The organism is Anatilimnocola aggregata (assembly GCF_007747655.1).
Classification (GTDB): Bacteria; Planctomycetota; Planctomycetia; order Pirellulales; family Pirellulaceae; genus Anatilimnocola; species Anatilimnocola aggregata.
In genome coordinates this window covers 8,637,471-8,651,498 of the sequence record NZ_CP036274.1, presented here as the reverse complement: position 1 = coordinate 8,651,498, position 14,028 = coordinate 8,637,471, and the positions used below count along the sequence as shown (strand labels likewise).

The 14,028-nt window shown below is 59.0% G+C and carries 10 protein-coding genes; all 10 read left to right on the top strand.

Annotated elements, in window-relative coordinates:
* Positions 1 to 36 precede the first annotated feature (36 nt).
* The 10 genes from ETAA8_RS32930 to ETAA8_RS32890 all read left to right on the top strand — a co-directional run bounded on the left by ETAA8_RS32930 (position 37) and on the right by ETAA8_RS32890 (position 13,963).
* Positions 37 to 579 (top strand): cysteine hydrolase family protein, encoded by a 543-nt coding sequence (locus ETAA8_RS32930; protein ID WP_145099279.1) that lies wholly within the window; start codon positions 37 to 39, stop codon positions 577 to 579.
* Between the two features lie 51 nt (positions 580 to 630).
* Positions 631 to 1,767 carry a sialate O-acetylesterase gene (locus ETAA8_RS32925; protein WP_238397633.1) on the top strand — a complete coding sequence of 379 codons (1,137 nt, stop codon included), beginning with the start codon at positions 631 to 633 and terminating at the stop codon, positions 1,765 to 1,767.
* Positions 1,768 to 1,893: 126 nt separating this feature from the next.
* On the top strand, positions 1,894 to 2,184 hold the full coding sequence (locus ETAA8_RS35515) for a hypothetical protein (protein WP_238397632.1): 291 nt from the start codon (positions 1,894 to 1,896) through the stop codon (positions 2,182 to 2,184).
* Between the two features lie 161 nt (positions 2,185 to 2,345).
* Entirely contained in the window at positions 2,346 to 3,776 is a 1,431-nt protein-coding gene (locus ETAA8_RS32920) for a sialate O-acetylesterase (protein ID WP_145099276.1), read from the top strand.
* A 72-nt stretch (positions 3,777 to 3,848) separates the two neighbouring features.
* On the top strand, positions 3,849 to 5,771 hold the full coding sequence (locus ETAA8_RS32915) for a sulfatase (RefSeq protein ID WP_145099273.1): 1,923 nt from the start codon (positions 3,849 to 3,851) through the stop codon (positions 5,769 to 5,771).
* A 226-nt stretch (positions 5,772 to 5,997) separates the two neighbouring features.
* A complete protein-coding gene (locus ETAA8_RS32910; RefSeq protein WP_202921421.1) occupies positions 5,998 to 7,536 on the top strand; it encodes an arylsulfatase in 1,539 nt (512 codons plus the stop codon).
* Complete coding sequence (locus ETAA8_RS32905) at positions 7,533 to 8,915, top strand: sulfatase family protein (protein WP_145099270.1); 1,383 nt, start codon at positions 7,533 to 7,535, stop codon at positions 8,913 to 8,915. Before ETAA8_RS32910 ends, ETAA8_RS32905 begins: the two co-directional genes overlap by 4 nt.
* Before the next feature lie 69 nt (positions 8,916 to 8,984).
* Positions 8,985 to 10,226, top strand: a complete 1,242-nt coding sequence (locus ETAA8_RS32900; protein WP_145099267.1) for a sialate O-acetylesterase — start codon at positions 8,985 to 8,987, stop codon at positions 10,224 to 10,226.
* 53 nt (positions 10,227 to 10,279) lie between these two features.
* Positions 10,280 to 12,688, top strand: a complete 2,409-nt coding sequence (locus tag ETAA8_RS32895; RefSeq protein ID WP_145099264.1) for a DUF6288 domain-containing protein — start codon at positions 10,280 to 10,282, stop codon at positions 12,686 to 12,688.
* Positions 12,689 to 12,874: 186 nt separating this feature from the next.
* The gene (locus ETAA8_RS32890) at positions 12,875 to 13,963 is read left to right on the top strand and encodes a formylglycine-generating enzyme family protein (protein ID WP_145099261.1); all 1,089 of its coding nucleotides are present in this window, start codon (positions 12,875 to 12,877) and stop codon (positions 13,961 to 13,963) included.
* Positions 13,964 to 14,028: the final 65 nt, after the last annotated feature.

The following is a 14,028-nucleotide window of genomic DNA, read 5'->3' as shown; positions in this document are numbered from 1 at the left end:
CTATTCGCCGCCATCGAAGCGGCCCGGGAACCTCCAATGAGTCGCGCTCTCCTCGTGATCGACGTTCAGAACGAATACTTCACCGGCGCGCTGCCGATCACGCACCCCGCAGGGCACTTGGAACAGATACTGGCTGCGATGGATGCAGCGGCAGGCCGGGTGCCCGTGATCGTCGTGCAGCATCACTTTCCGGATCCGGCCATGCCGTTCTTCCAGAAGGGCACGCCGGGCTGGGAACTGCATCCAGAGGTCAAAAGACGCCCCCATGCACTCCTGGTTGAGAAGACTATGCCGGGAAGTTTCACGGGCACGCTACTGGAAAGTTGGCTACGGGAACAGGGAATCGACACTGTCACGGTTGCAGGTTACATGACGCACATGTGCTGCGACACGACAGCCCGACAAGCGGTTCACCTCGGCTTGAAGGTGGAGTTTTTACGGGACGCAACGGGAACGCTCGCGCTATCGAACTCGGCGGGTGAGGTGACGGCTGAGGAACTACACCGATCCATCCTTTGCGCTCAGCAGATGCTGTTGAGTGAAGTGCTAGACGTTTCGACATGGGTCAAGCGACTTTGAGGCATCGACTCGTATTCGATTCCAGAGAACGCACACCGGAAGGAAACGTCGATGCACACGGTCTCGAAGGCAGTCAGGCACCGAGCTATTCGCATTTGCCTCGCGATAATGCTCATTCATGGGTGGATCAGCGGTTACTCGGTTGCGCGCGCGGAGCTGAAGTTGGCCGGGATTTTCAGCGATCACATGGTGTTGCAGCGAGAACGCCCCGTCCCGGTTTGGGGATGGGCCGACAAAGGCCGAGTCGTCACGGTTCAGTTCGCTGACCAAATTATCACAGCGAAAGTGAACGACGATGGCACGTGGCAGGCGATCCTCAAGCCGTTGGCAGCGAGTGACGAGGCCCGGAAACTTGTTGCGGCTTGTGATGGCGAGACCGTAGTCGTCGCCGACGTCGTTGTCGGGGATGTTTGGCACGCGAGCGGCCAATCCAATATGGCTATGAACGTCCAGGCAGTGGCCAAGCACTTCTCACAGGCTGAAGCGGACATCGCAGCCGCAAAACTTCCCACCATTCGCTTCCGGCGAATCGACGAGCCGCAATCAGTGGTGCCAACCAAAGATATTCCGGTCAAAGCCGGTTGGTCTGTTTGCTCGCCGAATACGGTCGGCGGGTTCTCAGCGGCCGCGTTCTACTTCGCGAGAAAATTTCAGTTGGAACTGGCCGTTCCGATCGGAATCGTCGATACGTCGCGCGGAGGAACTCCGATCGAACCGTTCATCCCCCGCGCCGCGTTCAAGTCCCACCCCACACTGCTGCGAGAGTTGGAATTGGGGGATCAAGAAGATCTGCTCGGCATCTGGAAACTGCCGGGCGGCGTTCGAGCCCGCGATGCGAATTGGCTGCCGGGACGACTGTTTCATTCGCGTCTGGCGCCGATCAATCGGTTCGCGGTGCGCGGCGCAATCTGGTATCAGGGGGAATCGAACTGTGGCGATGGCGAAGATCCACGCGACTACCGACACAAGATGCGGGCGCTGATCACCGGCTGGCGAACCGAATTGGGGAACGACGCTCTTCCCGTCTACTTCGTCCAGCTTCCCGGCAGCGGCGCTCGGGCCGGTTGGCCGTATCTGCGCGAACAGCAGCGTCTGAGCATGGGTCTGCCGCACACGGGAATGGCGGTGACCATTGATCTATTTCACGAGGACATTCATCCGCCAAACAAGTTCGATGTCGGGAAGTGACTCGCCCGGTTGGCTCTGGCCGATGAATACGGCCGAAAAGTCCCTTCAAGCGGACCGCAATTTGACCGTGTGGAAATCGCGGACGGCCGGGCCGTTGTGTTCTTCACGCAGGTAGATAGCGGTCTAATGACCGCGATCAAGGACGGTCTGGCGGAACCCAAGGAAGATCGTGCGGTCGCGCTGGCGCACTTCGAGTTGGCGGACCAGGAAGGAAATTGGCATCCGGCCGACGCGACGATTCGCGGCGCGACAGTCATCGTCCGCAACGAGCGTCTGCCACGCCCGGCAGCCGTGCGTTACGCCTACGCAATCAATCCGCAGCAATGCCGCCTCTATAACCGCGACGGACTACCCGCAGCGCCGTTCTGTTCGCATCCAGAACTTCTCAAGTTCGAACCGGATTTGCCGCGAGAATAGCCGCACAGCTTCGTTTGTGCTGAACTTCACGGTTTGGCGGCTTAATGCTGAACCAAATGCCAGCTCACCAGCGACTCACCAAATTCTGACCACGATCATGTTAAAATCGCTTGTCGAATTGCTCATTCACCTCGATCGACACTATTCGCAAAGTTATCACCATGAACATGCAGCGTTGCTGTCTCGTCATCACGCAAACAATCCTCTGGGCCTCGGCTTGGGCGGCAGCGTCTGTCTTCGCCGCTGACAAGCCGGTCAAGGTCTACATCCTCTCTGGGCAGTCCAATATGGTTGGCATCGGGCAGGTGACGGGCGGCGGCAGTCGCTGGGGAGCGGAGTTCATCGACCCCATTCTGTCGGTGTATCCCGGTAAGTACGATCCGAATACTGACTACGAAAAGATCGAACCGGTCAAGACGCTCAAGCTGGAGAGCTTTGGCGGCACCAATCCTACGCCGTACCCAGGCGGCGGGACGCAGATCGTGCGTGGGGCCATCCAGAGCACGACAACCGGCGTCTACGAGTTTCGCCCCGGCTACGGGGAGTCCACCCACAACATCATGGAAGTTGAGGGCAAGGAAGTGCACCGCCATGAACCTGGCAAGGATGCCGTCTATACGCATCTCAAGCTGACGGCGGGTAAGAAAGTCCCCTTCAAGATTACGTACCTGACTGAACACGCGAACGGACTCGGCTGGCTGGCGCGGACGGATATTCCGGGCACGCTGGCGACTGTCGTGAAGCAAGATGGCAAGTTTCCTTACCTTGTCGACAAGAAGGGTAACTGGGTTCAGCGCGATGACGTTTGGTACAACGGCGTGGTGACGGCGACGGCGAACAAGTGGATCAGCATCGGATGCGGAGCCGGTGACAACAACATCGGCCCTGAACTCGGCTTCGGGCACATGGTGGGCGAGTATCACGAAGAGCCGGTTCTCCTCCTCAAGGCTTCACAGGGGAACCGCTCATTGGGCTGGGACTATCTGCCGCCCGGCAGCAAGCAGTTTGAGCAGGATGGCTATGTCTACGCGGGTTACAAGGAATCACCTGCGAAGTGGGAGAAAGGATCGAAGCCCCAACCGATCACCTGGTACGCAGGCAAGCAGTACGACGACTGCTTCGGCGAGGTTCACCGGGTGCTGGACAACTTTGACAAGGAGTTTCCGCACTGGAAGGGGCGCGGCTATGAGATCGCTGGTTTCGTGTGGTGGCAGGGGCACAAGGACGGGGGCGAACCGTACGCGAGCCGGTATGAACAGAACCTGGTGCACCTGATTAAAGCGCTGCGCAAAGAGTTTGCAGCGCCACAGGCGCCTTTCGTCATCGCGACAATCGGGTTTGACGGCTGGAAATTGGCGGGGCCACATAAAATCGTCGCAGAGGCCCAGCTTGCCGTCAGCGGCGACAAGGGGAAGTACCCGGAGTTCATGGGGAACGTGCTGACAGTCGAGTCGCGCGACTTTTGGCGAGAAGCGGACGTATCGCCGAAGAGCCAAGGCTACCACTACAACCAAAACGCCGAGACCTACATGCTTGTGGGTGAGGCGTTAGGTAAGGGGATGCTCGAACTGCTGAAGCAGGAGAAGAAGTAATCGCTTTGTGCTGCACTCATTGTGCTACGCCCCGCTTCCGAACCAGTTAGCCACAGTTCCTTGCAGCCTGCCATGAAACACGTTCTGTTTGCCGTCGCCCTGTGTGTGTTTCAATCCGCCGTAGGCCTGGCGGAGGAACCTGCTCGGCCAAATGTCGTCTTCATTCTCGCCGACGATCTCGGGTGGGCAGACACCACGCTCTACGGCCACACAAAGTTCTACAACACGCCGAACCTCGAACGACTTGCCAAGCGTGGGATGACGTTCACGCACGCGTATTCGGCCAGCCCGCTTTGCTCGCCGACCCGTTCGGCAATTCTGACTGGATTGAGCCCGGCCAGGACCGGCATCACGACGCCGAACTGCCACCTTCCCCAAGTCGTCTTGAAGGCCACGCCCGGCGTGTCAGCGCCGCCCTCCGCCAAGTCAGTCCAGCCGGAACCGGTGACGCGACTGAAAACGGACTATCCCACCCTGGCTAAGTCACTCAAGGCAGTAGGCTATGCCACGGGTCACTTCGGCAAGTGGCATCTGGGCCACGAGCCCTATTCGCCACGTGTGCATGGATTTGACGTCGATGTTCCTCATCATCCAGGCCCTGGGCCCGCTGGGAGCTATGTAGCGCCGTGGAAGTTCAAAGATTTCGACCACGATCCCGATGTGCCCCAGCAACACATCGAAGACCGCATGGCCAAGGAGGCGACGGCGTGGATCGAACAGCACAAGGACAAGCCGTTCTTCCTCAATTACTGGATGTTCAGTGTTCACGCCCCCTTTGACGCCAAGCGGGCTTTGATTGAGAAACATCGTGGCCGAGTGAATCCGAAAGATCCTCAGCGTAGTCCCACCTATGCCGCGATGGTGGAGAGCATGGACGATGCCGTGGGGACGCTGCTTGATACGCTCGATCGTCTCAAACTCGCCGACAACACGATCATCGTGTTTACGTCGGACAACGGCGGCAACATGTATAGCGTGGTGGACGGCACGGTGCCAACGAGCAACACGCCGCTGCGAGGCGGGAAAGCGACGATGTTCGAGGGCGGGACACGAGTGCCATGTGTCGTGTGCTGGCCCGGTGTGGTTGAACCCAACACGAAGAGCGACGTTCCGCTTCAGAGTGAAGATTACTATCCGACGCTGTTGGATGGCCTGGGTATTCCGCCCGCGAAGGGGCAGCAGTTCGATGGCATGAGCGTCCTGCCGGTTTTGAAAGGTGAGAAGTTCGCCGATCGCCCGCTCTTTCAGTATTTTCCCCATTCACCGCCCGTGCCCGACTGGTTACCGCCTTCGGTTTCGGTGCATCGCGGCGATTGGAAGCTGATTCGCATCTTCCATGGTGGTGACAAAGAGTCACATCGGTATCTGCTCTACGATTTGCGCAAGGACCTGGGAGAGACCAAGAATCTCGCCGACGAGAGACAGGAGTTGGTCCGCGAACTGGACTCGCTGATCGAGGACTTCCTCCATCGCACGAAAACCGTAAGGCCGATTCCCAATACCGACTTTGATGCAGCGAATTATCGCCCGGAGGACATTGGGAAACCCAAAGCCCGCGACCAGCGGCCTGCACCCAAAAAAGCCAGCGACCGCAACGATCCAGGCGCGATCCCTGGATTGAAGGGTTGGAAAGCGCGGGGTTGCGGCGTGCGGATAGAAGAAGGTGTTGCGATTGTCCAGGGCACGAGCGCAGCCCCTTTCTTCGGTTTCGCCCCTGGCACTCTCGATGGCGAGGCAAAACTGGTGGTTCGCATGCGCGGTGGAAGTGGCAAAGGTTGGATCGAATGGCTTACTGGTAGCGATGTGAAATCTGCGCGGAAGTCGGAAGCCTTTGCAGCCGAGGCACAAACCTGGACGGAGCGCGAACTGAAGATCCCCGCTCAGCGTGGCGAATCCGGAATCTTGCGCCTTCACCTACCGGCCGATGGCAAGCTGGTCGAGATCGACTGGATTGAACTGAACACCCAAAACGGCAAAAAACGCTGGGACTTTTAGCCTTCAGGAAGGTGCCTTTGCTGCGACGGACCGCTACGAACGCGATCGGCGCGCCAAGTTTGGCAAGCAGGATGAACCTGAACCTGCCAAAGGAGCGCCCCAGAAAGGCAACAAAAAGAAAGCAGCAAAGTGAGCGCTCCGGCGTAAGTCCATCGCTCCGTCGACGATCTTCGTTGCTTAAACTGGGACCATTCCGAAATCGCATTTAACTCTTTGGGAGACAACTATGCTTCGGCAAGGAATGTCATTTCATCTGCTCCTCGCTTGCCTCGTAGGGAGTGTTGTCCTCGGCGCGAATAACCGCGCGGCCTCCGCCGATCGCGCGACCATGGCGGGTTCGAAGCCGAATATTGTTTTGGTCATGCCGGACGACATGGGCTGGGGAGACATTGCCGCGCATGGCAATCCACTGATCAAAACACCGAACCTTGACCGGCTGTATGCCCAGGGCACACACTTCACGGATTTTCATGTCAGCCCAACCTGCGCTCCGACGCGGTCGTCGCTCTTGAGCGGGAGGCATGAATTCAAGAATGGTGTCACGCACACGATCAACGAACGCGAGCGGATGGCGCTCACGACCATCACCCTAGCTCAGGTTCTGAAGTCGGCCGGTTACACGACCGGCATCTTCGGGAAATGGCATCTGGGCGACGAAGAGCCTTATCAGCCGCAGAATCGCGGATTCGACGAAGTGTTCATTCATGGCGCCGGCGGCATTGGTCAGTCTTATCCCGGCAGTTGCGGTGATGCGCCGAACAACAAGTATTTTGATCCCGCTATTCGCCACAACGGCACTTTTGTGAAGACGAAGGGCTATTGCACTGATCTGTTTTTCGCGCAAGCGATGAAGTGGATCAAGGCGAATCGCAGCGAGAGCAAGAGCACTCCGTTTTTTGCCTACATCACGCCGAATGCTCCGCACGGGCCGCTGGTTAGTCCCGGAGCGCAGTACGACAAGCTCTATGAAGGAAAAGAAATCGGCGGCAAGCAACTGGCCGCTGGCGATGTTGCCTACTACTCAATGATCACGAACATCGACGACAACATCGGCAAGGTGCTGGCACAGCTCAAGGAGTTGGACATCGAAAACGACACGCTCGTGATTTTTATGAGCGACAATGGCGGCACGCACACACGACTGTATAGCGGCGGTTATCGCGCCGGCAAAGGCTCGATGTATTCCGGCGGCACGCACTCGCCGGCGTTCTGGCGCTGGCCGAGTAAGCTCGCAGCAGGTGTTGATTGCTCCGCACTGACCGCGCACATCGACATCCTCCCCACGCTGGCTGAACTCGCCGGCGTTAAGCTAAGCGCCGACCTGCAGAAACAAGTGGAGGGGCGAAGTCTGCTGCCGTTGTTGGCAGATCCCAATGCCCAATGGGCGGATCTTACGCTGGTCACCCATGTCGGCCGTTGGGCCAAAGGGCAAGTGGCCCAGTCGAAGCACAAGAGCTCGTCAATCCGCGATAGCCGCTTCCGGCTGGTGGAAGACCGGGAGCTATACGATCTGCAAGCCGATAGGGGCGAAACGACCAACGTCATCGACAAGCATCCTGACGAGGTTGCGAAGCTCCGCTCGGCCTACGACCAGTGGTGGACCGACGTGCAGCCGCTACTGGTCAATGAAGACGCCGTTGGGCCCAAGGTCAATCCTTACAAAGAGCTGTATTGGAAGCAATTCGGCGGAGGGCCGGACGACCCGACCAAAACCGACTCGCCCGCGAGCGAGACGCCCAAGAAGAAAAGAAAAGGGAAGAAATGAGCAACCTCGCAAAATGTAGAAGCGCGATCGGACTTTTGCTGCTGGTTCCCTGGGTGCAGCTGCAGGCAGCGGAGTCCGCAGCACCACCGAATATCGTGTTCATCCTGCTCGACGACATGGGCTACGGGCAGCCTCCCTGCTATCGAGCCGATTCGGAATTCAAGACTCCCGATCTCGATCGACTGGCTCGCACGGGGATGAGGTTCACTGATGCGCATTCCGCTGCGGCGGTTTGCACGCCGACTCGTTACGGTGTTTTGACGGGGCGTTATCCCTCGCGAATCGGACAATTCGGGGTCCTCACCACCTTTTCACGCCCGATCATTCCGCGCGAACGGCTGACCGTAGCTTCATTCCTCAAGCAGCACGGTTATCACACCGCCTGCATCGGCAAGTGGCATTTGGGGATGAACTGGGACGGCAGCGTGGACAAGAAGGGAGATGCAGCTCCCATTGGAGCGCGGGCAACCGACGGACCGACAGCGCTTGGCTTCGATGTGTTCGCCGGCTACACGCATGCTCGCAACATCGGAATGATTGTGGAGCAGGACAAGGTGGTCGCCCAGGTGACCGAGGTCGAAACGCAACCCTGGCTGACCAAGAAAGCGCTCGAATACATCGACGGGCGTGCCAAGGCCGGTGGACCGTTTTTCCTCTATTTGCCTCTTTGCCCGCCGCATACTCCCATCGTTCCGCCCCCGGAATTTGACGGCAAAAGCGGTGTCGATAAGTACGGCGACTGGCTCTATCAAGGGGATTGGATCACAGGGCAAGTGCTCGACGCGCTCGATCGTCACGGTCTGACCGCGAACACTCTGGTCATCGCGACCAGTGACAACGGCGCTGCCGGCCGGGTATATGCTCCGCTACGGGCCAGCAAAAGCAGCATCTACGAAGGTGGGCATCGTGTGCCGTTCCTGGTGCAGTGGCCCGGGAAAGTGAAGCCGGGCACGGTATGCGACGACACGATCTGCCTCAATGACCTCATGGCCACCTGCGCCGAAATCATCGGCGCGAAACTTCCCGACAACGCGGCCGAGGACAGTGTGAGCATCCTGCCCAACCTGCTCGGCACCGCGAAAGCCCCGGTACGCGAGGCCACCATCCACCAATCGCCGAAAGGTGACCTCGCCATCCGGAAAGGCGATTGGAAGCTCATCTTCTTCAAAAATGGAGAGCGCGAACTATACAACCTGCAGAGCGACTTGAGCGAGACGAACAATATCGCCGCGGCAAACTCAGAGGTCGTCGAGCGGCTCACCGTCCTTATGCGGCGCTATATCGCTGATGGCCGCAGCACTCCCGGCCCCACGCGTCAAAACGACGTACCGATCGAGATCTCGAAAAAGAAAGCCGGAAGGAAAGAGCCTAAGAAGTGAAATCATGGCTGCTCTCCACCTTAACCAAACTTATTCTTAGTTTTCCAACAAGTTCTACCCATTCAGACCATGAAACTTATCCCCACTCTCCTGGTACTCTCTGCTCTCGCGTGCGGCCATCTACACGCAGCTGAGAAAAAACCTCTGAAGGTCTTCATTCTTGCCGGTCAGTCGAACATGGAGGGACATGCCAAGATCGAAACCTTTGACTATATAGGCGACGATCCGGCCACGGCGCCACTTTTGAAGCAAATGCGCGGAGCGGACGGCAAACCGCGCGTGTGCGATCACGTTTGGATCTCCTACTTCACCGGCAGCGGCGAAAACAATGGGGAGGGCTTTGGCAAGCTCACCGCCGGTTACGGCTCGCGGCAGAAGCCGGATCAAGACGGCGGCAAAATCGGCCCAGAGTTCACTTTCGGCCTTACGCTCGACAGGGCGTTCCAGGAACCTGTGTTGATCATCAAGACCGCGTGGGGAGGAAAGAGCTTGCACACGGACTTTCGGCCGCCAAGCGCGGGTCCGTATCAGCTGAATGACTACCAGAAGAAGCTCTACTACGGCCCTCCCGGCCACGGCATTCCCAAAGACATCGACCAATGGCTCGCTGACAAGAAGCGGGAAACCGGTCACTACTACCGGCTGATGGTGGAGCATGTGAAAAAAGTGCTCGCCGACCCGAAACGCGTGGTGCCGGACTACGACCCGTCGCAGGGCTACGAGCTGGCCGGTTTTGTTTGGCTGCAAGGATGGAACGATATGGTGGATGGACACACGTACCCGTCTCAAGGCAAGCCTGGCCGTTTTGACGCTTACAGTGAGCTGCTATCGCACTTCATCCGCGACGTGCGGCGCGATCTGGGCGCGCCCAAGATGCCGTTCGTCATCGGCGTGATGGGGGTGGAAGGTGCAAAGGCGGGCCGGGACAACCTGGAGTTTCGCCAGGCGATGGCGGCTCCGGCAGAGCGGCCGGAGTTCAAAGGAAACGTCGTCGCTGTGCAGACCGCGCCATTCTGGTCGGAGGAACTCGGCGAGATCGACAGAAAGTATGAGCAGGTGCGTCAGATGCGTTACTACCTCGATTCGGAGCACAAGGATTACGTCAATGCCGACGGTTCGATGACCGACGAGCAAAAACGTGAGCATCTGAAGAAGTTCGAAGCGGAACTCATCTCGCCAGCCGAAGTCGCGCTGTGGAAACGTGGCGCGTCGAACGCGGGCTATCATTACCTCGGCTGTGCAAAGACCTTCGCGCTCATGGGCCGGGCCTTTGCCGAACCGCTGCTGCCAACAAAGCAGAAACCTCGCTGAACCGCCCCAACGAAGTCTACACGCCGCGAATCACAACGAAGTTCTCGCAAAATATGAAAACCACTCTCAGCACACTCATCTGCGCGGCGTTTTCCGCGTTCGCTTGCTCCGCGCTCGCGGCGGGTGCCGAAAAGATTACGATGCCCGACTTCACAAAGGGGGACACGATTCCGTCGAACGCAAAACACGACTGGAATCTCGGTCCGACCGGGCTGCGCGGGTGGATGTACTGTGACAAGCTCGTGACCACGGATGCGCGGCAAATCGCCATCACTACCGTGGACAGAGGCTCGCCCGCGCAGGGTGTGATCGAGGTTGGTGATGTGCTGCTCGGCGCGGGCGGGAAGCTGTTTTCGTTCGACCCGCGCACGGAGTTGGGCCGCGCCATCACGGCGGCGGAAACGGTGGAGGGGGGCGGAAAACTCATGCTCACCCGCTGGCGCGGGGGACAGACGAGCGAGGTCATGGTGAAGCTGCCGGTGCTGGGCTCGTTCAGCGCGACCGCGCCATTCGATTGCCTGAAGTCAAAACGCATTCTTGAGCAAGGCACTCAGGCGCTCGCCGAGCGCGTATCGCAGCCAGACTACGGAAGACAAACCGACGGCATCCCGCGTTCGCTCAACGCCCTCGCGTTGCTGGCCAGCGGTGACCCAGCGCATCTGCCGCTCGTAAAACGCGAGGCGCAGTGGGCGGCGGACTTTTCCACGAAAGGTTACAGCACCTGGTATTACGGCTACGTGATGATGCTGCTCTCCGAGTACATTTCGACCACTGGCGATGAATCTGTGTTGCCGGGATTGCGCAGGCTGGCACTGGAAGCCGCGCACGGCCAAAGCGCGGTCGGTTCGTGGGGGCACAAATTCGCGCTGCCAGACGGGCGGCTGAGCGGCTACGGGATGATGAATGCGCCGGGGCTACCGCTCACGATTGGCCTGGTAATGGCGCGCGACGCGGGTGTGAAAGAGCCGGAAGTAGCGCAGGCCATCGAACTGAGCGCGCGGCTCATGCGGTTCTATGTCGGCAAAGGCGCGGTGCCCTACGGCGACCATCCTGCCTGGACCGAGACGCACGAGGACAACGGCAAATGTGGTATGGCCGCGGTGCTGTTCCAGCGGCTTGGCGAAGCGGAGGCGGCGGAATTTTTCACGCGCATGGCCGTAGCTTCCCACGGCAACGAGCGTGACTGCGGACACACAGGGAATTTCTTCAACATGACCTGGTCGCTACCTGCCATCGGCCAGGCCGGCCCGCACGCAACCGGCGCCTGGATGCTGGAATTCGGCTCGTGGTATCACGACCTCGCACGGCGTTGGGATGGCACCTTCACCCATCAAGGCCCACCGGAGCCGGACCATGACAGTTACCAAGGCTGGGATGCCACCGGCGCCTACCTGCTCGCTTACGCGCTGCCCTTGAAGAAAATCACTCTTACCGGAAAGAAACCCGGCGTGGTGTCGCAGTTCAACCCTGCCACCACGCAGAATCTCATCGCCGATGGGCGAGGCTGGACGAACAAGGACCGCAAAAACGCCTATCAACAGCTCACCGAGGCCGAACTGCTCGCACGCCTTGGCTCGTGGTCGCCAATCGTGCGCGAGCGCGCCGCCGCTGAACTCGCTGCGCGGAAACCCGCGCCTGTTTCCGCCATCATCTCGCTCCTTGATTCCCAGTCGCTCGATGCACGTCTCGGCGCTTGCTACGCGTTAGAAGCACTCAGTGGCGCAGCGGCGCCCGCCGTCCCACAGCTTCGCAAAACACTTCAGCATTCCGACCTCTGGCTCCGGGTGAAAGCCGCCGACGCGCTCGCCGCCATCGGCAAGCCCGCGCTGCCCGCCTTGCCCGACATCCTCGATCGAATCGCGCTAACCCCCGAAAACAACGATCCACGCGCGATGGAGCAGCGTTATCTTTGCAGCGCCGTGTTTGGCAAGATGCTCACTGACGCCCAAAGACTCGAAGGCGTGAACCGAGAGCAGCTCTGCACCGCGATCGCGCGGGGCCTTAAAAACCAGGACGGCCACGCGCGGAGCAAAGTGAGTGAAATCTACCAGCGGTTGACCTTCGACGAAATCAAGCCGCTGCTCCCCGCCATCCTCGACGCCGTGGATAAGCCCGCACCCAGCGGCGAGATGTTCGCCGACGGCGTCCGTCTCAACGGCCTCAAGATCCTCGCCGCGCACCAGATAGAGGAAGGTATTCCTGCCTGCGCGGACTACATTCGCACGCAAAACCCATGGGCGAGCCAGGAGCGCACGCCGAAGGTTTTGGAGCAGTTGCTAAAATACGGCGCGCACGCGCATACCGCCGTTCCGAAGCTGCGTGAAACGGCCGAATGCTTTGAGAAACACGAGCCCGATTTCCCGAAACAACTGAGCCTCAAAAAGGCCACCGCCGTGCGCGAAGCCATCGCGAAAATCGAAGCCTCCACGGAAAGGCCCGTGCTGCGGAACCTGAAACCTTGATCGGAATCCAACCTGGATACTCCTTGAAACAGTCAACCACAGGGGATCTTCAGCCTCGCCGTTATGCCTGGCTCCGCCCGTGCAAGCTATCGCTGCATCAAATCAAAAGCTGCCAAGGTTATCCGTGACAACGCAGACGTCTAGACTGGGCGGATCCATTTGGTTTCAGAACATCGGACTTGCGAAATGAAATTGCTACACAGAGCCATGCCACCGTGGGCATTTTTCATCGTTCTCCGCTGCCTGTCCACCGGGATTGTTACCGCTGCGGAACCTCGCTCGCCAGCCGTTGCTCCATTCACGGAGAAGCAAGCCAAGTCCCATCAAGAAGCCTGGTCAAAGCACCTTGGCGTGCCGATTGTGCAGAAGAACTCACTCGGAATGAAGCTCGTTTTGATTCCTCCGGGCGAGTTCTCGATGGGAAGCACTCCCGCACAGGTTGAAGCTGCATTGATGTTGCTCAAGACTGTTCCGCGTGCTGCCCCAGGGGAAGCTGATCGCATTCAGAATGAGGAACAGCCGCAGCATCGAGTGGTTCTCCCGAAGCCATTCCGGTTGGGGCGTACTGAAGTGACTGTTGGCAAGTTTCGCCAATTCGTGGAAGCTGCGAAGTATGTGACAGAGACCGAACGCTTTGGCGGGGGCAACTCATCGAAGATCGCAGAAACTGATCCGGTCAAACAAAAGGCCCTGTGGAGCTCACCTGGCTACAAAGTGACTGATGAGTCCCCCGTGACTCAGCTCACCTGGAATGACATGATCGCCTTTTGCAACTGGCTCAGCCAGAACGAGCAGCGAGATAGTTGTTACGAGCTGAGTGAACAGAAGGTGTGGACCCGAGTCGCCAACGCTAATGGATACCGATTGCCGACCGAGGCAGAGTGGGAGTTCGCCTGTCGGGCGGGAACCATAACGCAATATTCGTTCGGCGATGCTGTTGCGGATCTGGATGAGTACGCCTGGTTCAATCGCACTGCCGAGAAGAATGGCCAAGAAATTGGCGCCCGTCCGGTGGCAAGCAAACGCCCCAATCCCTTCGGCCTCTACGACATGCACGGCAATGCCTGGGAACGCTGCCAGGACTATCACGCCTTTGATTGGTACGCCAGGAGTATGTGTGAAGATCCTCAAGGCCCGGCAACTGGATTCAATCGAGTCGTGCGCGGTGCGGGCTGGCACTACTTCGACCTTCACTGCCGCAGTGCCTACCGCAACAACTACTCCCCCATCGGACGCACCGGGAACACGGGATTTCGTGTAGTTTGCGGGCTATAGCCTGCTCCCCAGGTTAATTCGAGTTTCGCAGCATCTTCCGCAACTAGTGTTGAGGTCGCCTCGCA

Coding starts and splice junctions, on each gene's coding strand:
- ETAA8_RS32930 (WP_145099279.1), top strand. CDS start 37: ATGAGTCGCGCTCTCCTCGTGATCGACGTTCAGAACGAATACTTCACC.
- ETAA8_RS32905 (WP_145099270.1), top strand. CDS start 7,533: ATGAGCAACCTCGCAAAATGTAGAAGCGCGATCGGACTTTTGCTGCTG.
- ETAA8_RS32925 (WP_238397633.1), top strand. CDS start 631: ATGCACACGGTCTCGAAGGCAGTCAGGCACCGAGCTATTCGCATTTGC.
- ETAA8_RS32915 (WP_145099273.1), top strand. CDS start 3,849: ATGAAACACGTTCTGTTTGCCGTCGCCCTGTGTGTGTTTCAATCCGCC.
- ETAA8_RS35515 (WP_238397632.1), top strand. CDS start 1,894: ATGACCGCGATCAAGGACGGTCTGGCGGAACCCAAGGAAGATCGTGCG.
- ETAA8_RS32895 (WP_145099264.1), top strand. CDS start 10,280: ATGAAAACCACTCTCAGCACACTCATCTGCGCGGCGTTTTCCGCGTTC.
- ETAA8_RS32890 (WP_145099261.1), top strand. CDS start 12,875: ATGAAATTGCTACACAGAGCCATGCCACCGTGGGCATTTTTCATCGTT.
- ETAA8_RS32900 (WP_145099267.1), top strand. CDS start 8,985: ATGAAACTTATCCCCACTCTCCTGGTACTCTCTGCTCTCGCGTGCGGC.
- ETAA8_RS32910 (WP_202921421.1), top strand. CDS start 5,998: ATGCTTCGGCAAGGAATGTCATTTCATCTGCTCCTCGCTTGCCTCGTA.
- ETAA8_RS32920 (WP_145099276.1), top strand. CDS start 2,346: ATGAACATGCAGCGTTGCTGTCTCGTCATCACGCAAACAATCCTCTGG.